This window comes from Zhongshania sp., assembly GCF_047636175.1.
Classification (GTDB): Bacteria; Pseudomonadota; Gammaproteobacteria; order Pseudomonadales; family Spongiibacteraceae; genus Spongiibacter.
In genome coordinates this window covers 14883-33968 of the sequence record NZ_JBLIKC010000026.1, presented here as the reverse complement: position 1 = coordinate 33968, position 19086 = coordinate 14883, and the positions used below count along the sequence as shown (strand labels likewise).

20 protein-coding genes are annotated in these 19086 nt (G+C 50.8%); 4 read left to right on the top strand and 16 right to left on the bottom strand.

What is annotated here, in order from left to right:
- Window positions 1–80: 80 nt before the first annotated feature.
- The 8 genes from ACI955_RS14425 to ACI955_RS14390 are packed head-to-tail and all read right to left on the bottom strand — an operon-like array spanning window position 81 to window position 5913.
- Entirely contained in the window at window positions 81–698 is a 618-nt protein-coding gene (locus tag ACI955_RS14425) for an urease accessory protein UreH (RefSeq protein ID WP_415244445.1), read from the bottom strand.
- A gap of 26 nt (window positions 699–724) precedes the next feature.
- Window positions 725–1336 (bottom strand): urease accessory protein UreG, encoded by a 612-nt coding sequence (ureG, locus tag ACI955_RS14420; protein WP_368374487.1) that lies wholly within the window; start codon window positions 1334–1336, stop codon window positions 725–727.
- A 53-nt stretch (window positions 1337–1389) separates the two neighbouring features.
- Window positions 1390–2058, bottom strand: coding sequence for an urease accessory protein UreF (locus ACI955_RS14415; protein WP_415244444.1), 669 nt, complete (start codon window positions 2056–2058; stop codon window positions 1390–1392).
- Window positions 2051–2551, bottom strand: a complete 501-nt coding sequence (gene ureE / locus ACI955_RS14410; RefSeq protein ID WP_415244443.1) for an urease accessory protein UreE — start codon at window positions 2549–2551, stop codon at window positions 2051–2053. Before ureE ends, ACI955_RS14415 begins: the two co-directional genes overlap by 8 nt.
- 35 nt (window positions 2552–2586) lie before the next feature.
- On the bottom strand, window positions 2587–4290 hold the full coding sequence (gene ureC, locus ACI955_RS14405) for an urease subunit alpha (protein ID WP_415244442.1): 1704 nt from the start codon (window positions 4288–4290) through the stop codon (window positions 2587–2589).
- Window positions 4287–4622, bottom strand: coding sequence for an urease subunit beta (locus ACI955_RS14400; protein WP_415244441.1), 336 nt, complete (start codon window positions 4620–4622; stop codon window positions 4287–4289). The genes ureC and ACI955_RS14400 overlap by 4 nt, the downstream gene beginning before the upstream one ends.
- A 38-nt stretch (window positions 4623–4660) precedes the next feature.
- Complete coding sequence (ureA, locus tag ACI955_RS14395) at window positions 4661–4963, bottom strand: urease subunit gamma (protein ID WP_368374482.1); 303 nt, start codon at window positions 4961–4963, stop codon at window positions 4661–4663.
- A gap of 47 nt (window positions 4964–5010) precedes the next feature.
- On the bottom strand, window positions 5011–5913 hold the full coding sequence (locus tag ACI955_RS14390) for an urease accessory protein UreD (RefSeq protein ID WP_415244440.1): 903 nt from the start codon (window positions 5911–5913) through the stop codon (window positions 5011–5013).
- A 290-nt stretch (window positions 5914–6203) separates the two neighbouring features.
- Between ACI955_RS14390 and ACI955_RS14385 the strand changes: the two genes are divergently transcribed.
- From ACI955_RS14385 to rep, 3 genes are all read left to right on the top strand, one after another.
- Window positions 6204–6467 (top strand): accessory factor UbiK family protein, encoded by a 264-nt coding sequence (locus ACI955_RS14385; RefSeq protein ID WP_415244439.1) that lies wholly within the window; start codon window positions 6204–6206, stop codon window positions 6465–6467.
- Between the two features lie 93 nt (window positions 6468–6560).
- Entirely contained in the window at window positions 6561–8042 is a 1482-nt protein-coding gene (locus ACI955_RS14380; protein WP_415244438.1) for a YifB family Mg chelatase-like AAA ATPase, read from the top strand.
- 498 nt (window positions 8043–8540) lie between these two features.
- Window positions 8541–10547, top strand: coding sequence for a DNA helicase Rep (rep, locus tag ACI955_RS14375; protein WP_415244466.1), 2007 nt, complete (start codon window positions 8541–8543; stop codon window positions 10545–10547).
- Between the two features lie 15 nt (window positions 10548–10562).
- Here rep and ACI955_RS14370 read toward each other — a convergent pair whose 3' ends face one another.
- From ACI955_RS14370 to ACI955_RS14335, 8 genes are all read right to left on the bottom strand, one after another.
- Window positions 10563–11486, bottom strand: a complete 924-nt coding sequence (locus tag ACI955_RS14370; RefSeq protein WP_415244437.1) for a trypsin-like peptidase domain-containing protein — start codon at window positions 11484–11486, stop codon at window positions 10563–10565.
- A gap of 172 nt (window positions 11487–11658) precedes the next feature.
- Entirely contained in the window at window positions 11659–12093 is a 435-nt protein-coding gene (locus ACI955_RS14365; protein ID WP_415244436.1) for a c-type cytochrome, read from the bottom strand.
- A gap of 229 nt (window positions 12094–12322) precedes the next feature.
- On the bottom strand, window positions 12323–12961 hold the full coding sequence (locus ACI955_RS14360) for an NAD(P)-dependent oxidoreductase (protein WP_415244435.1): 639 nt from the start codon (window positions 12959–12961) through the stop codon (window positions 12323–12325).
- A gap of 123 nt (window positions 12962–13084) precedes the next feature.
- Entirely contained in the window at window positions 13085–13465 is a 381-nt protein-coding gene (locus ACI955_RS14355) for a VOC family protein (RefSeq protein ID WP_415244434.1), read from the bottom strand.
- 147 nt (window positions 13466–13612) lie between these two features.
- Window positions 13613–15502, bottom strand: coding sequence for a DNA topoisomerase IV subunit B (parE, locus tag ACI955_RS14350; protein WP_415244433.1), 1890 nt, complete (start codon window positions 15500–15502; stop codon window positions 13613–13615).
- Between the two features lie 97 nt (window positions 15503–15599).
- Window positions 15600–16193 (bottom strand): YqiA/YcfP family alpha/beta fold hydrolase, encoded by a 594-nt coding sequence (locus ACI955_RS14345; protein WP_415244432.1) that lies wholly within the window; start codon window positions 16191–16193, stop codon window positions 15600–15602.
- Window positions 16190–16996, bottom strand: a complete 807-nt coding sequence (locus ACI955_RS14340) for a metallophosphoesterase (protein ID WP_415244431.1) — start codon at window positions 16994–16996, stop codon at window positions 16190–16192. Before ACI955_RS14340 ends, ACI955_RS14345 begins: the two co-directional genes overlap by 4 nt.
- A 75-nt stretch (window positions 16997–17071) precedes the next feature.
- Window positions 17072–17515, bottom strand: coding sequence for a DUF1249 domain-containing protein (locus ACI955_RS14335; RefSeq protein ID WP_415244430.1), 444 nt, complete (start codon window positions 17513–17515; stop codon window positions 17072–17074).
- A 120-nt stretch (window positions 17516–17635) separates the two neighbouring features.
- Between ACI955_RS14335 and ACI955_RS14330 the strand changes: the two genes are divergently transcribed.
- Window positions 17636–19081 carry a TolC family outer membrane protein gene (locus ACI955_RS14330; RefSeq protein ID WP_415244429.1) on the top strand — a complete coding sequence of 482 codons (1446 nt, stop codon included), beginning with the start codon at window positions 17636–17638 and terminating at the stop codon, window positions 19079–19081.
- Window positions 19082–19086 lie beyond the last annotated feature (5 nt).

Here is a 19086-nt window from a genome sequence, read left to right as displayed (position 1 = left end):
GTGAAGAGGCATCTTTTTATAAACGTGCAGTACAGTGCGCGACATTAGTGCGCCCGCACCAAAATAAATTCTTATGCGGTTTAATGAGAGAACAATAAAAAAACACCAAAGCTGGTAGCGAATATGCCCAAGGCCGATTGGATAGAAAGCTGGAATGCGTGATGATAACGACCCGCCGCCGACAAACCGCTGCGCAGTGCGGCACCCACGCCAGCCATCGCCAATATTAAACCAATATTAAACACCACTACATGCAACATCCCCAGAGTGGGGCTGGTCATCCCCGCCGCCGGAATGACGGCCAATAAGGGCGCCGATCCTGCACTACCATGGACCAAACCGATCAAGCTTGCATTGTGGCTCCGAGGCGCGGTGGCTTCTGTGTTCTGATTCTGCTGCCACAGATGAATAAATGTCATAGCGCCAATGGCAATCAGCATCCACGCCACCGCAGACTCTGCGACAGCACTAAATTGAGTGGGTATTGCCGCGCCGGCCACCAATACAAACGTCGCGATAGCGATCACCGCAATGCCATGGCCAAAACCCCAGTGCAGGGCAAATCGAAAACTATGACGCCCGCCATTTCGCCCACTAATGCCACTTACAGCGGCGATATGATCAGCATCAAAGGCGTGAATAACTCCTGCCGAAAACCCCAGCAGTAACATACTTAATAAGGGCGCCATATCGGCCATTAATATTGCTCCTTGACGATCCTACTCTAGCGTCCCAACATGCCCTGCTCGACGACAAAGCTTACGATCTCGGCAACGCCACTTCCGTCTTTTAAATTACTAAAAATAAATGGTCTGTCGCCACGCATTTTTTTCGCGTCTCTATCCATCACCCCTAGGTCCGCACCCACCAGCGGCGCCAAATCGGTTTTATTGATCACCAGTAAATCGGAGCGAGTAATACCGGGACCGCCTTTACGGGGGATTTTGTCACCGGCAGAAACGTCGATCACATAAATAGTGAGATCAGACAGCTCTGGGCTGAACGTTGCCGCTAAATTATCGCCACCACTCTCTATCATGATCAATTCAAGATCTGGGAAGCGGCCGCTTAGCTCAGCCACGGCAGAAAGATTCATGGATGCATCTTCCCTAATAGCAGTGTGGGGGCATCCACCTGTTTCTACGCCGAGGATACGATCCTGCGACAGCACCTCATGACGCAATAAAAATTCCGCATCCTCGCGGGTATAAATATCATTGGTGATGACCGCAATATCGAAGCGACCGCGCAACTCGGCGCACAGGGTTTTAACCAAGGCTGTTTTGCCAGAGCCAACCGGTCCACCAATACCAAGCCGTAATGCGGGCTTTTTCATAACTCTACCTCCAACTTTTTAAAAAATATTTGCGAACAGTTATTTGTACTAAATTAAGAGCGAAACAATCTTGAATACTGAGTTTCATGCTGCATAGACGCCATCGCCAAACCTGGTAAACCAGCACCAATATTATCGTCTGCACGCAGATAGGCATCTGTCACGGTCTTTTCTATGCAGGGCATTAAGGCCATTAATAAACGCTGGCCATCAGTTTGACCCAGCGGGACTAGCTTGACCGCTGCGGCCGCTTGGTTTTCCAGCCAGCTCCAAGCGAAACCACTAAGTGCATCATCATCATCTATTTCAAAATAACGAGCGGCCATCGCAAATCCGGTAGCAAAACTGATAGGCTCAGCTGAAGGCCACTGAACAGCAGAGGGGACCTCTAAGGAAACTAATAAACGCAATAATGCTTCGCCCATTTGCACATCCTCTAGCAGTAACTCGCGCGACTCTCGCGCCGCCTGTAAGGTGTGATTCCAATATTGCACCATAGGTATATCATTCTGCCGCCATGCCGCTAACAAGCGCAGCAGCACCGGCAAATCCAGCCCACCCACACTGTGGCTCAGCACTTCGCCAATCCAATCAGCGGCGCTATCCAAATCATTCACCCAAGCGCGCTCTACCGCATACTCTAAACCCTGAGAATAGGCGTAGGCGCCCACTGGCAGAGCCGGGCTAACTATCTGCATGAGGTGCAATAATGGTTTAGCCATGTTGATGCTCATTATGAGAATGGCTATGGCCGTCGTCATGGTTGTGGCTTTGCGCATGCCCACCGTGATGGCCACCGCTATTGTGATAGGCGCCGTTTTCTGGGTGAAAGGTTTTATCGGTGACTAACACCGTAAGCCCGAGACCCCGCAACATATCATCGAGCACATGGTCGTGCTGATAACGCAATTCGCCCGCTTCGATTTGCAAGGGAACATGACGATTCCCTAAGTGATAAGCCGCTTTGGTCAGCAGTAAGACATCATCACTACACACTTCTGACACGGTTTCTTCGGCAGCCACCACCATGATTTTCTCGCCACTACTGGCGACTAATATTTCGCCGTCGGCGAGCACTTTGCCACGCTCAACAAACCAGGCCACATCTAAACCGCACACCGATTTTGCGCGATAGCGACTGCGCTGCCGCTCCTGATAATTTAATACCAAGCGGATGTCGCTAGTACCATTACCCAGTTCATAACATTCCAACATCTTTTAAATCCTTATCCTTAACTCCAAGGCAGTCTTTAAAACAGACAGTACAACTGCGTCAACGGCAGTTCGCTGGCCGGCTCGCAAATTAATAATTGACCGTCCGCCCGCACCTCATAGGTGTCGGGATCAACTTCCATTACTGGCTGATAATTGTTTAATATCATGTCAGCCTTGGTGACGTTGCGGCAATTTTTTACGGCTACCAAAGGCCGCTCTAACCCCAAGGTCGTTGCTAAACCGCCATCGATAGCAGCCTGACTCACAAAGCTCACCGAGGTGTGCACACAGGCTTTACCAAAGGCACCAAACATCATGCGATAATGCACCGGTTGCGGCGTGGGGATTGAGGCATTTGGGTCACCCATTGGCGCAGCGGCGATAGCGCCACCCTTGATAATCATCGACGGTTTAATGCCGAAGAAGGCGGGTTTCCACAACACCAAATCTGCCAGTTTACCGACGGTAATAGACCCCACTTCATGGGAAATACCGTGGGCGATAGCGGGATTAATAGTGTATTTAGAAATATAGCGGCGGGCGCGGAAGTTATCGTTGCCGGCGCCATCCTCCGCCAACGGGCCGCGCTGCACTTTCATCTTGTGAGCGGTCTGCCACGTCCTGCAAACCACCTCACCCACTCGACCCATGGCCTGCGAGTCAGATGAGATCATCGAGAACGCACCTAGATCGTGAAGAATATCTTCGGCCGCAATCGTCTCCTTGCGAATACGAGAATCCGCAAAGGCCACATCTTCAGGAATGTTAGGATCAAGGTGATGGCAGACCATCAACATATCCAAATGCTCATCCACCGTATTCACAGTATAGGGACGGGTTGGATTGGTTGACGACGGTAGGACATTAGACGAGCCGCAGGCCTTTATAATATCTGGCGCATGACCACCGCCGGCGCCTTCGGTGTGATAGGTATGAATCGTCCGGCCTTTGAAGGCGGCTAAGGTATCTTCAACAAAACCCGATTCATTAAGAGTATCGGTATGAATCGCCACCTGCACATCGTATTTTTCCGCCACGCTCAAGCAGCAATCTATCGACGCTGGCGTGGTGCCCCAATCTTCATGGAGCTTTAAACCCATTGCGCCGGCCTGTAGCTGTTCTTCCAAACCAGCCGGCAAGCTCGCATTCCCTTTTCCTAGAAAACCCAAGTTCATGGGAAAGCTTTCTGCTGCCTGCAGCATTATGCCAAGATGCCAAGCCCCGGGCGTACACGTTGTGGCATTGGTACCGGTCGCGGGGCCGGTGCCGCCACCGAGCATGGTGGTCACCCCGCTCATCAGTGCTTCTTCAATTTGCTGAGGGCATATAAAGTGGATATGCGCGTCTATGGCACCGGCCGTTAGTATCTGCCCTTCACCGGCAATAACTTCCGTGCACGGCCCAATAATAATATCGACATTCGGTTGGATATCTGGATTACCTGCCTTGCCGATAGCGGTAATTCGACCCGCCTTAATAGCCACATCGGCTTTCACAACACCCCAGTGGTCTAAAATCAGGGCGTTGGTAATGACGGTATCCGGTGTAAGGGCGTCACCTAATTGGCTCTGGCCCATGCCGTCGCGAATAACTTTACCACCCCCAAACTTCACTTCCTCACCGTAAGTAGTGAAGTCTTTCTCCACCTCTATCCACAATTCCGTGTCTGCGAGACGAACCCGGTCGCCCACAGTCGGGCCATACATATCCGCATAGGCGCGGCGGTCAATCGTTGTCATGACTTTGCTCCTTTATTTGCCACGCCATCCAAGGGCCCCATAATCTCACCGCGAAAACCATACACTTCGCGTTTACCGGCCAAGGCCACTAACTCTACCTCTCGGCTCTGACCCGGCTCAAAACGCACCGCCGTTCCCGCGGCAATATTTAAACGAAATCCGCGACTAGCTTGGCGATCAAATACCAAGGCGGGATTGGCCTCAAAAAAATGATAATGCGAACCCACCTGAATCGGCCGATCACCGCTATTCGCAACATCTATGGTGCAGGTCTCGCGGCCCACATTTAAAATAATATCGCCCTGCGCAACGTGTATTTCACCTGGAATCATAGAGCCTCCCTTCTTGCAGCCAGTAGCCGCGAATTCTTTTAAACAATAGGGTTGTGCACGGTAACTAGCTTGGTGCCATCTGGAAACGTGGCCTCAACCTGCACTTCATGAATCATCTCGGCGACGCCGTCCATCACGTCATCACGGCCCAAAATCTCGCGCCCCGCGCTCATCATTTCTGCCACGCTGCGCCCCTCCCTTGCGCCTTCCATCACCTCGGCGGAGATTAGTGCAATCGCTTCTGGGTAATTTAATTTCAAACCCTTGGCCTTGCGGCGCTCCGCGAGCAGCGCGGCGGTAAATATCAATAATTTATCTTTATCTCTTGGACTCAGTTCCATCGCAGTAACTTCCCATTTTTACATTGTGTGCTCTGATCTAAGGACATTTAGGTATTCCAAATTCGCGGCGGACACGCGGCCCGGCCATTCAATATAGGCCGCAATTGCGACCACAACCAAATAAAACCTTTGCGACACTGTTCCGGTGAATTACCCAAGTAACGCGCCAGAAAAATATCGCGCTTTTGCGATAGGCCCCACTCCGCCGGCAACCAGCCCCGGCTGGCAACAAGCTCGGCCAAGCCTTCCCGCAAAGTGTCCATCATGAGTTGGTCGCATAGCAGCGTAGCAAATAAAGTGCCGCTGACCGACATTCCCCCCATTCCCCAGGGGGCGTCCAGCATCCGGCTACCGCCAAGCCACTCGGTGCGCTCTTTCAGCAATAGAACACCATCTCGACTAACATCAATTTTCTGGGTGCAGCGACCATGGCTAAAACACTCACCACTGGCGCGACGCCCAAGCACCACAATATCCCAAGCGCATAGCGAAGCATTGCCATGCAGTGCAAAGTGGTTACTCAACTCAGCCTCTGCACCTTCAAAAATAATGGTCTCCTGCGGGAGCCATTCAAGACAGGCATCGCTGCCGACGTATGCCGACACACCCTGTGACTGGACGGTTTTAGCTGCGTCACTGCGATAGACCTTACCGGCGGATGGCGTGGTTAGCAGCGCGTGAGCACCGGAATCAAGATTCAAAGCCACCCGCAAAGCGTCACCCGGCACCATTCCTCCGGGCGGATGAAGTAGGTAAACGTGACAGCACTCGTCTTCTGGGTAGAACGGACGCTGCACACGCAACGGCCCCTTATGTAAAGATCGCACCAAATCAGTGCGGATCTTGCCCGCTCGAAAACCTAGCTCAATCGACGCTTGCCAAGATTTAGTTGGTATCAGCTCGGCGCTTGTCACTGCCGACAGGTGTGGTGTGCTTGCACGGGCCGTCAAGGAAGGATCCTTTTATGGGGGTATTTATCATTAGAGTTAGCGATGAAGCAGGGCATGTATATATTTACTCCAGTGCGACTTCGCTGTTGAACAACAGCAATATCTGTACCATCACTGTGCATAGCGGCGCCGAGCTGCGCCAAATCAGTTCCTATATTTAATATTGACGCACCAAGGTAAAGCGCGTGACAGTACTGAATCGATTTTAATCTCAGTGACAGCCGGCGCGTGACTTCATGCTAATGGCATTTTTAAGATACACTTAGCCTTATTACAGAGGCGAATACCCCATGGCCAAACCCGATTTTATTTCTCAGCTGGCACAGCAAGCCGGCCGCTTAATTAACAACGGTCCTGAAATTCAGCAGGACATCGAAGAAAAAGTGCAGGTCTTATTGCAAGGCGGTTTCAGTCGCTTAAATATGGTTTCTCGCGACGAATTTGACGCCCAAGTCGCGGTACTCAATCGCACTCGCAGCAAGCTAGAAGCCTTAGAAAAACAACTTGCCGAACTGACCGCTCAGTTAGAAAGCCAAGCTGCAGACAAGACTTAAGTTTCAAGCCCAAGCTATCTGCGGTTTTTACATCAGCAGGATATTATTTTCGGTATGGAAAGACCCCATTAAGTAGCCTTCAAGGATGAAGACATGCCGCTAGCCACCGTTTACAGCCGCGCCAAACTGGGTATTAATGCTCCGTTAGTCACCGTTGAAGTCCATTTATCAGGCGGACTTCCCGCCTTCAATATTGTTGGTCTCCCTGAAGCCTCTGTGCGCGAAAGTCGCGACCGGGTGCGCTCAGCGCTGATTAATTCGCGCTTCGAGTTTCCTGTCAGTCGCATTACCGTCAATCTTGCGCCAGCGGATTTACCCAAGGAGGGTGGCCGCTTTGATCTGCCAATTGCAGTTGGCATTTTACTCGCCTCCGGGCAGGTGCCAGCCGCGCCCTTAAGGGATTTGGAGCTTATTGGTGAGCTGGGTTTAAGCGGCGAACTGCGCGCCGTCGATGCCGCCCTGCCTGCCGCTATTCAGGCAAATTTGGCAGGCCATATTCTCATTCTACCTGCTGCAAATTCCGGACTGGCCTCCATTGTCGATGACACTGGCCTGCGCGAAGCAGAGTCTTTACTTGCGGTCGCCGCACACTTACACGGCCAAAACGCTCTACCCTTTGCTGGCGCCAGTGTTGAGCCTATAGATAGCAATAACTACCCCGACCTCAGCGACATAAAAGGACAAACCGGTGCCAAGCGTGCGCTGGAAATTGCGGCGGCTGGCGGCCATAGTTTATTACTATGCGGCCCACCGGGAACCGGGAAAACTCTGCTCGCGAATCGTCTACCCGGAATTTTGCCGCCCTTAACCGAATCAGAACGCCTAGATATCGCCACCGTGCAATCTGTCGCTGGCCAGCCATTGCGGCTGCATCGACCTTTCCGATCGCCCCATCACACCGCCTCTGCTGCGGCCTTAGTGGGCGGCGGAAGTTATCCTCGACCAGGCGAAATATCCCTGGCCCACAATGGCGTTTTGTTCTTGGATGAGCTAACGGAATATCCGCGCAAAGTGCTGGAAGTATTACGTGAACCGATGGAATCGGGGGAAGTCATTATCTCCCGAGCCATGCAACAACTCACATTTCCGGCAAAATTTCAGTTGGTAGGGGCGATGAATCCTTGCCCCTGCGGTTACGACGGGGACGAAACCAAAGATTGTCGCTGCACGCCAGACCAAATTCAGCGTTACCGCAGTAAATTATCCGGCCCGCTTTTGGACCGCATTGATTTGCGTATCACCGTGCCCAGGCTTCCGCCCGGTGTTCTGCAAGATGCTAGTAAAGCAGAGACTAGTGCAATGGTTCGAGAACGTGTTTGTGCAGCTCGAAACCGCCAGCATGACCGCAGCCCCAATATCAATGCGAGACTTAGCGCCCAGGAAGTGGCGCGATTCTGCGAGTTAGACGAAGCCAGTAAAAAATTCATGCTTCGCGCCGAGCAAAAACTAGGCCTGAGCGCCCGCGCCCACCACCGCCTAATCAAAATTGCCCGCACCATTGCCGATCTTGCGGGTGACAAGAGCATTAGCCTTGCACACTTACAAGAAGCCATGATTTATCGCGGGGACCAATAAGGCCCTTGCTGGCTCAAACGCAAAGGCTCATCAAAACCTTGATTACCAAAGTCATGAACCCCGGTCTTTTTATGCACCGTTGCTAATAATTTCTTTTTCGGGAAATGGGCTTAATTCAAAACCCAACCTTTAGTTTTGCTCAAACACCACACTAAAGACCAACCCAACACCCCAATATTGAGTGCTTGTTGCCAAGGATTTTCTTGGTAAAACTCACTACGACTCGTCAACTAAACTCTTTCTTGCCCATTTAAAAACTGCTACATCGCGCAACTCATTAAAAACAATATGAAAATATTACCCGGAATATATCAAGCTGCCAAAAAGCACACACCCTGCGACAATCGCGAAGCTCGCTATCAGGGAGAAAAGAAATGGTTTATTGCGCCGAAGGTGAAGGTCTTTAGCAAGCATCACCAACAACAACAGTTCTTGTATAGCGCGACCACTGCTACAATGCCCAGCCTTTTCAACCTCGGCTCAGGACACAACAACCGCGTGAGCAAACTCAACGACAAACAACGCGAAGCCGTGCTTTATATCGACGGTCCGATCTTGGTCTTGGCCGGTGCGGGCAGCGGTAAGACCAGTGTCATCACTCGCAAGATGGCGTATTTAATCGAGGAATGCGGTATTCCAGCGCGCCACATCGCCGCGGTGACCTTTACCAATAAAGCGGCCCGCGAAATGAAAGAGCGGGTGTCGCACCTCGTTAAAGGCAAGCAAGCACGAGGCTTAACGGTATCGACCTTCCATAATTTGGGAATGACCATACTGCGTAGCGAATATAAGGCGCTGCAGTATAAATCTGGCTTTTCAATTTTTGACGGCCAAGACGCGCAAACCCTGATCCGCGACTTGCTGATGCAAGATCACGGCGCGGAAAGTGACAATGCCGATCGTATCCAACACCGCATTTCGCAGTGGAAAAACGAATTCATTACCCCGCAGCAGGCCATTGCCACTGCCGAAGGCCCCGCCGACATACTGTGTTCGCAGGCGTATTTGCGCTATCAAAATGCCTTAAAAGCCTACAACGCCTTAGATTTTGATGACCTGATTATGCTGCCGGCACTACTGTTTGAACAACAGCCTGCGATTTTAGAAAAATGGCAGCAAAAAATTCGCTATATGCTGGTAGACGAATATCAAGACACCAATGGCTCGCAATACCATTTGGTCAAACAGCTAGTCGGCGATCGCGGCGGACTGACCGTGGTAGGCGATGACGATCAGTCGATTTACGCCTGGCGCGGGGCCAAGCCAGAAAACCTGTCGCTACTGGGCAAAGATTACCCGCATCTGAAAGTCGTCAAATTGGAGCAAAATTATCGCTCCACCGCGCGCATTCTCAAGGCCGCTAATACCGTTATTGCCAATAATCCTCACGAACACATCAAAGCACTGTGGTCTGAGCTGGGCCACGGCGAGCATATTCGTATTATTCGCTGTCGCAATGACGATGCCGAGTGCGAGCGCGTCGTCACCGAAATCCTTGATCATAAACTGCGCACCCAAGGACGTTTTGGCAATTACGCGGTGCTATACCGAGGCAATCATCAAGCTCGACTGCTTGAATTGAAATTGCAGGTACATCAAATTCCCTACAAGCTCAGTGGCGGCACCTCCTTTTTTGCCCGCAATGAAATCAAAGACATCATGGCCTATTTGCGGCTGATCATTAATCCCGGCGACGACAATGCCTTTTTGCGTATTGTTAATATCCCGCGCCGCAAGATCGGCACGTCTACGCTGGAAAGTTTGGGCCGCTACGCCACCGAGCGCGAAGTCAGCATGTACGACGCCTGCGATGAAATGGGCCTGAGCCAGCACCTGCCCGATGCCGCCGTAACACGCCTGCGCGAATTCACCAGCTGGTTAGGTAATCTGCGCCGCCAGTGCTACGAAGGCGACCCCGTTGCCAGCGTTCGCCAACTAGTCAATGACATCGACTACCTAGACTGGCTGATACAAAATGCCTCCTCCATTGCCATAGCCGAACGCCGCATGGCCAACGTTCATATCCTGATTAATTCTCTAGAAAAATCAATAAAAGATGACGAAAGTGAAAACGCCATCGAGGGTGCGATAAGCCGTTTGGTACTGCGGGATTTAATGGAGCGTCAGGAAGACGAAAAAGAAAGCGATGACCAGGTACAGCTCATGACCCTGCACGCGGCCAAAGGCTTGGAGTTTCCGCATGTATTTATGATTGGTTTGGAAGAAGGTATTTTGCCCCATCAAAACAGTATAGATGACGGCATGATCGAGGAAGAACGCCGACTTTGCTACGTTGGCATCACCCGCGCCCAGCGCACTCTGACGATGAGCTACTGCGCCAAACGCAAAAGCTTTGGTGAATTTAGCAGCTGCGATCCTAGCCGGTTTTTAGCCGAGCTACCGCAAGAAGATCTAGAATGGGAGGGTCGCGGTGATAACGACCCGGCTCAAAACCAGAAGCGCGGTGGCGAAACGCTGGCGAGTCTGCGGGATATTCTCGGCTAACTCGCCGGGTAATATCTAAAAATCACCCGCGGGATAAAAGTCCGGCCAAAGCAGTACTTTGGTGTTGGCGTTAATGAACCCGCCGTCAATCGCGTATCGCAATGCACGATCTAGATTAACCGCACCATTGCTGACATCAATAACATTAAGCCCGCCGACCCCTGCCGACAGCACGCTGAGTGCGGCTAAGGCCTCGCCATTAGGACCAAAGATTGGACCGCCACTATCACCCGGAACACCGGGATTATCCGTTCGTATTTGGTAGGCCCAATCTTCGCCTGACACCCCAGTAATACTGCCGCTTTTTGCCTCTAAGGTGCGCAGGCCAAAATGCAACGACGACCGCCCATAGGCGAACACATCATCACCCACTGCCGCTAGATCGGTACGCAATGACACCGGTCCACCAAAGGCAAAAGCCGCAGGATGAATATTGGCCAAATCGTCTGGGTGAATTTTCACCAGCGCAAAGTCGTTGTAAACACAGGCATCAGAACCTGGAGTCTCCCCGCTCTCCTGCATTGCACGCCAACTGGAATAAACTATTTCGCCAGGTTGAGTGGCGTTTTCAATAACGACTTGATTAAACCCTATTGGCAAATTATTGGTTTCGCAGGGATCAATCCCATTGTTGGTATCTTCACTGAAACAATGCGCAGCAACACCGATATATACGGTTTGAGCGTTGGGTGAAAACAAGAAATTGCCAGTACAGCCACTGCCGTCGGCGCTGATTTCAACGCCAGGCCGTATTTGACTAGCCACAGGCACACCAAAAGAGGACGGCCTGCCTGGAACGGAAGCGTTGCCACCGCCGGGCGAGGAGGTCATTTCGCCACTAGTATCACTCTCGTTCGCCGCGTTTGACGAACTCGAATTGGATGAGCCACCACACGCGGACAAGAACGCCAAAAAAACAAAAACTAGCCAACGGTTCATAATAACGGCATCCATATAATTAATTATTGCTTACAAAATAGCGCAGAAACGCGGTATTTATCAGTCTACAATGCAGGTCGTACGACAAAATTACTACGTGAATATACTTACAGCAGATTTTTATAGGTAAAAAAAAGCCGCGCAATGCGCGGCTTTTTAAGCTAAATATTAACTACTTGCTGTTTTCCAGTATGTAATCCACCGCTGCCATCACTTCGTCATCTGAACAACTCATGCACAAACCTTTGGCCGGCATCATACCAATATTATTAAAGCCTTCTATTGCGTGCTTGTACACAGTATCTAGGCCCTGTTCAGCACGCTTGCTCCAGTCAGCTACGTCGCCAAACACCGGCGCGTTACCCGCACCAGAAGCATGACAGCCCTGACAGCTGCTTTTATATACCTCTTCACCAGACTTGGCCGCTCCACCCAGTGAGGCAACCACTGCTCCGCAAGCATTATCACCTTGTAAACATACTTTGCCCGCAGGCTGAATACGGCTTTCTACATCAGCAAGTTGCTTGTCCGTTAACGCCCAAGCGGACGCGCATACCATGACCAAACCAAAAGTAGCGGCCAATTTCTTTAATATTGCACTATTCACCGTTAACGTCCTCATTGCTTACAAGGCCTAACGGCCCAGCATAATAATCTGGTGGCTATTATAGCGGCATGACCACGATTACTCCAATAGGGTGGCCACCAAAGATAGAATTCCCGCTCATAAAACCGCTAGTTTCACTTTTAGAAAAACAAAGGCTATTTGCCCGCGGAAATGTCTGACATTAGCCGGCAGAAGCCCAAGCTCAGTGCTCCACTAAACTAAAGTTCCATTAATACTGAATAATAGGGGCTTTATGCAGCCAACTATCGCCCTCTAGCATACTCAACATAGCATGGGCGCAATCCGCAAAGCTTATCGCTGAAAAGCCATTGAAAGCATGGAAACCCATGCGATATTGGCCACTCAGCTCACCCTTACGCATTTGCAAGGGACGCACACCGAACCATGAGACATCGGGATACTGCTTCAGCAAGGCATACTGATGCTCTTTGTCCTCATGCCGCAAACTCATAAAAACCGCAGCAAACTTCCTGACAAAACGGCCTCCAAAGGTAATGTGATCGCCTTCGACAAAAGTGCTGCCACCACCGCACCAAATAAAACGAACTGCTGGCTCATCAAGTAAAGCGTCAAGGATATGACGACTGATATCCGTACACAGATTTGGCATAGACCGCTTATCGACGCCAATCGCAAACAATACCGCCTCGGTATCCGCACTGATCACTCGCCACACATCATCCGTGCACAGCGCGTCACCCTCTACAACACAAATACGACAGCGTAAGTCCGCCGGTAACTTCGCCGCCGAACGCACCAACACTGTTATATCATGCCCCGCATCAAGGGCTTGGCGAAGACATTCGCCACCCACCGCGCCGGTCGCACCAAACAAGGTGATTTTCATCTAAACTGATCCTGTTTTTCATTGTTTGCCCGTCTATAAGAGCGATAGACTGATCCAAAATAAAAAAAGGCCGGCTACCAATACGATTCCGTACCAATAACCAGCCTTTTGTATTACCCGTTATTACCCCATCATGTGCAGAGCGCAAATCTTATTGCCTGAAGGGTCACGCAAATACGCTAGGTACAGTTTACCCAAGCCGCCTTCACGCACGCCAGGCGCATCTTCACAACTTACGCCACCATTCGCTACGCCAGCAGCATGCCATGCATCAGCCTGCGCTGGGTCTTTCGCTGCAAAACCTACGGTACAACCGTTGCCGTGGTTAGCCGGTTTACCATCGATCGGCGGGGTAACGGCGAAAATACCGGTTTCAGTGAAATAAAAGCAACGACCCTTTTCATCGATAACACCGGGTTTGTGGCCCATAGCGCCTAATATAGCATCGTAAAATACTTTAGATTCCTGAACGTCGTTTGCACCAACCATCATATGACTAAACATTTTTTATTCTCCACTTAATGTGATCCAAAGGAACACTTATAAAAAAATTTATTACGTAAAGACGACCATTATGTTCATTTAAAAAATAAAAAAAGCCCTGTTAAAGAGCTTTTTAGCAGGACTTTCAAACCATTTATCCGAGCGACTCTACAGTAAAACCTCAGCTTCGTCGCCGCTGGCTTCCAGCCAAGTTTTACGATCTGGAGCCCGCTTTTTGGATAGCAACATATCCATCAAGCCATCGGTTTCATCACCGTCTTCAATGGAGAGACGCACCAAACGGCGGGTATTTGGATCCATAACGGTTTCACGGAGTTGTAGCGGATTCATTTCGCCCAGACCTTTAAAGCGAGTAACGGAAATTTTGCCCCGCTTATTCTCCGCCTCCAGCCTATCCATAATGCCCTGCCTTTCAGCGTTATCGAGGGCGTAATATACTTCTTTACCAATATCGATACGGTATAGCGGCGGCATCGCAATATACACGTGCCCCTGCTGAACTAGAGGTCGAAAATGACGCAGGAATAAAGCGCATAGCAAGGTCGCAATATGCAACCCATCGGAGTCCGCATCGGCGAGCACGCAAATTTTACCGTAGCGCAAACCACTCAAGTCCTCTGACTCTGGGTCTATCCCCATGGCCACCGAAATATCATGTACCTCCTGGGAAGCCAAGATCTGCTGAGAGTCGACTTCCCAAGTATTTAAGATTTTACCGCGCAGCGGCAGTATCGCTTGAAACTGCCGGTCGCGGGCCTGCTTGGCAGAACCACCCGCCGAATCTCCTTCTACCAAGAACAATTCCGAACGCTCGGTATCAACACCGGAGCAATCCGCTAATTTACCGGGCAGTGCCGGTCCAGCAGAGATTTTTTTACGCACCACTTTCTTGGCTTTGCGAAGCCTCGTCTGGGCATTATTTATACACAGTTCCGCGAGCTTTTCGGCATCTTCAGTGTGCTGGTTTAGCCACAAACTAAAGGCATCTTTAGCAACACCGGCGACAAAAGCGGCGGCTTCCCGCGAGCTAAGACGCTCCTTGGTTTGCCCAGAAAATTGTGGGTCAGCCAATTTGGACGACAGCACGTAACTACATTTTTCCCAGATATCATCTGGTGCCAGCCTCACTCCGCGGGGAATTAAGCTACGAAACTCACAGAACTCGCGCATGGCATCAAGCAAACCACTGCGCAAGCCGTTGACGTGAGTACCACCCTGCGCGGTGGGTATTAGGTTGACATAGGACTCCGCTAATGGCTCGCCGCCTTCTGGTAGCCACTGCACAGCCCAATCAACGGCCTCGCTGCGGCCGCTGAAATGACCGATAAATGGCTCTGCTGGTAGGGTCTCGTATTCACGGGTATGGTTGGCAAGATAGTCGCGCAAACCATCTTCGTAATACCACTCCTCGCTCTCAGTACCCGTTTCATCAACAAAGCGGACATGCAGGCCTGGACACAATACTGCCTTGGCGCGCAGCACATGCTTTAAGCGCCGCACCGAAAACTTTGCGGTATCAAAGTATTTTGGATTAGGGGTAAAACGGATATAGGTGCCGGTATTGCGCTTGCCACAGCTATCAATCACCGCAAGCTCTGAGGTTTTGTCGCCGTTTGCAAAAAACATCTGGTGAACTTCACCATCGCGTTTAATGATGATTTCCAGCGCTTCTGACAGCGCGTTGACCACCGACACGCCGACACCGTGCAAGCCACCTGAAAACTGATAATTATCGTTAGAGAATTTACCACCCGCGTGCAGCGTCGACAGAATAACCTCGACACCCGGGATGCCCTGCTCAGCATGAATATCTACCGGCATGCCGCGACCGTTGTCAGAGCAGGCAAGTGATCCGTCAGCAAACAGCGTGACGACAATTTCACTCGCGTGCCCAGCCAGCGCCTCATCAACACTATTGTCGATCACTTCCTGGGCGAGATGATTTGGTTTAGTGGTATCGGTATACATACCCGGGCGCTTGCGCACCGGCTCTAAACCCGTAAGTACTTCAATAGATTGCGCGTTATATTGTGACATCTAAAACCATTGTTAGCGGCTGCGCCGCATCGACTAATTAAACTAAAAATCCACACCAAGACAAGGGGGTGGATACAATATTATGTGTTGTTACCAGCTAATTCACTAAGGGCTGTAAATCCAAAAACGCCACTATAGCCTCTAAATGACGATCAAAATGCTGAAAGCTGTGATTTCCGCCCGCCTCCACAGTCATCTCTACGCCGCGATAAAATTGTACCGCATCGCGATAGTTCAAGGTTTCGTCTTGCTCTTGAACCATGACCCAATAGCGACCAGTCACCGGTTTTACCACCAATGATTGCAGAACATCAATATCGGCCTGGCCCAAGGTGAAATTTACACCCGTGTAAGGATTGTGGTGCGCACCGGTGAAATGCTCACCAAAGGTATGGGGCTTGACTGCCGGATTCACAAGTACCGCAGGCAAGCGGTATCGCTCAGCTAAGGCGGTGGCAAAAAAGCCACCCATTGAGCTCCCCACCAAGCCCAGTGGCCCGGTCTTCTTTTGCAAAAAATCTTGTACTAATTGATCTAATTCACGAAATGCCTCTGCCGGCGTATTCGCCAACGAGGGCACCATATAATGAAGGTCAGGATGATGTTCTGCGACGTAAGCCCCCAACTGCTGTGCTTTAAGCGATTGAGGGGAAGAAATAAACCCGTGTATATAAATAAGCCCTGCTATCATTCGTAACCACTTGCCAGATTGTCGACTGCGAATGTTACACCTTTTACCCGTGACACTCTTGTCTGAAATTGCCCGTCTTCAGCCAAGTAAAATATGCGGTATCCCGGATTACAGTCATCTAGCGCAAAGGTGTCACTACTGGGGGCAAACTGAATACAGGTCGATGGCGTGGTCAGCAAACCCACACCCTGGAATAGCGCTTCTGACTGCTGATGGACATGCCCCGAAACAAAGGCCTTAATTTGGGGTATATCAGCGACGGTGGCAAACACCTTATCCCCATTCTTTATCCGCTGTTCATCCAGCCATGCGCAACCTAGCGGACGCAAATGATGATGTAAGAACACCAGGCTGGGCCGCCCACTCTCGGCAATACCAACCAGCGCAGCCAGCTGGTCGTCAGCCAAAAAGCCGCCCACTTCGCCCTTTACCGCAGAATTTAAAAAACCCAAACGCCAGGCGCCTAAATCGACAGCCGAAGGCATAATCTGATCACCAACCACGCTGCGCATTAAATTGGCGTCGTCGTGATTCCCTGGCAGCCACACCATCTGTTGCGCAACGCCGTCTAAGCGGGCATGCAGACGTCGATAAGATTCTACGTCGCCGTGAGCCGCAATATCACCGGATACCACCAATAAATCAATTTGCGGGCATTCCTCGGCCACAGCTGCCAGCACAGCCTCTAGGCTGTTATCAGTGTCCATGCCCAGCAAATCGTCGCCCAGCTCTCTGCCGAGATGACAATCGGTAATTTGCACCACCGTTAGCGGCGTTGTATCTTTTTGAGCAGAAAAAGTCACTGGATACCCCATGATTGCATGCTTATTTTATACGGGATGCCCTCGCCATTCGCCAGTAAAATTACGCGAACGGCATCATATTTCGAGAATATTCAGGGGATTATCTAAAGATCGACCATGACTGAGACACAAGCTAAGCCATTCCCCGAGATAGCGATTTTGCTGGGCCTTTTCATCGCGGTGATACATGGCGACGTTGGGGTAGGCATAACGTGGTTTTACCGGCCGTAAACCGCGTGCGCCCATGACTTCGGCAAGACTGGCGTCGTGGTAAATTCGCACCTGCAAAGACGGGACGGGAAGCTCGGCAAACAAGGGCTTTTCCAGACACAGTTCAATCATTGTCGTATACGGCGCGCGCTCTTTAATGCGCAACTCAACTGCATTTGCCGCTATAGCAAAGCGCAAGCAATCACCCGCCGCCGCGTCGACCGGCAGCAGTTTTTGCAAACGGCGAAAATTCATTTCACAGTCAGCAAGGTGACCGTTGAGGTCAATGCGGTACTGATGTTTATCCACACCCCTCCCAATGGAATGTACAGCTAATCCATAACTTTAGTTAATTTTCATTCTCAATGCGCGTTAGTTTGATACACTTTGGCGCTTTACACCTTCGCTCTTTGGGGACAGGTTACATTTATGATTGCCAAACGTCATCTTATCAGTATTTCAATTGCTGTAATATTTAGCAGCCAACTTGTCCGCGCCGACACTTTACTAGATGTATACGAACTCGCGGTTAAAAATGATCCGCAGCTTCAAGCCGCCAAAGCGAGTTACCGCGCCAATATCGAAGCCAAGAATTTAAGCCGCGCCGCACTGCTGCCCCAAGTTACTGCGCAAGCGTTTTACCAAGACACTGAAAGTGAATCACAGCGAAAAGGCATCACCACCTCAAACTTTGGCCCCGCTACGATCATCGATCAACAATCATCGACTGAGGTCATCGATCAAAAATCATCGACTGACAGCGAAACCGAGTCCTATTCTGTGTCACTAAGTCAGGCAATTTTCGATTTGCCCGCATGGTTTACTTTTCAGGCTGGCAAAAAAATCTCAGAGCAAGCCGAAGCCCAGTTAGCCTATGACCAACAGCAACTGATCGTGCGCACCGCAGAGGCCTATTTCAATGTCCTGCGCGGCCGTGAAAACCTAGACGCCTCCAAAGCGGAAGAGCGCGCTGCAAAACGCCAACTTGAACAGACCCAACAGCGCTTTGATGTGGGGCTGATTGCCATTACCGACGTTCATGAAGCCCGCGCCGTTTTCGACGGCACAGTGGCTCAGCGTCTAGGTTTTGAAGGAACGCTGGCTATCGCGAGGGAAAATCTAAGCAACTTAACCGGCCAAGTACACAATAATCTGTGGTCCTTAAAATCCGACTTCCCTATTGTGATGCCCGAACCGGCGGACCGAGCCAAATGGGTAGATTTTGCTCTGGCCAATAACAAGCTGCTGCAAGTTTCAAACGCCGGTGCAAGCTCAGCCTACCAGTCAGCACAGTCCAAAAAAATGGAGCACCTACCTAAAATAGTCGGTAGCTTTACCGCCAACAAAGATAATCTAGACGGCACGACACGCTTCAATCCTAGCAGCACCTTCGCGCTACCACCTGACGCCAACAGTGAATCTGAGGCGCTTCGCATCACCTTAACAATGCCTCTATTTACCGGTGGCGGTATCAGCGCAGGCCGTCGTCAGGCTTATGAGCAATACAATGCGGCCACCTACAATGCCCAGGCCACCCAGCGCCAAGTCATTACCGACACTCGCGCGCAGCACATCGCCGTCTACACAGATGTTCAAATCGTCAAGGCGCGCAGCCAAAACATTATCTCGACCAGAAGCGCACTGGATGCCACCAAGGCTGGCTATGAAGTAGGAACACGAAATATTGTGGACGTGCTGGAAGCCCAACGTCGTTTATATGGAGCAATACGCGACTACACTAACGCGCGTTATGACTACGTTCTTGATGTATTGAAGTTGAAATTGAATGCCGGCACGCTCAGTCCAAGTGACATCATTGGCCTCAACAAGTCACTAAAACGACCTAAGCCGGTGTCATTAAGCAATAATAGCTAAGCGCA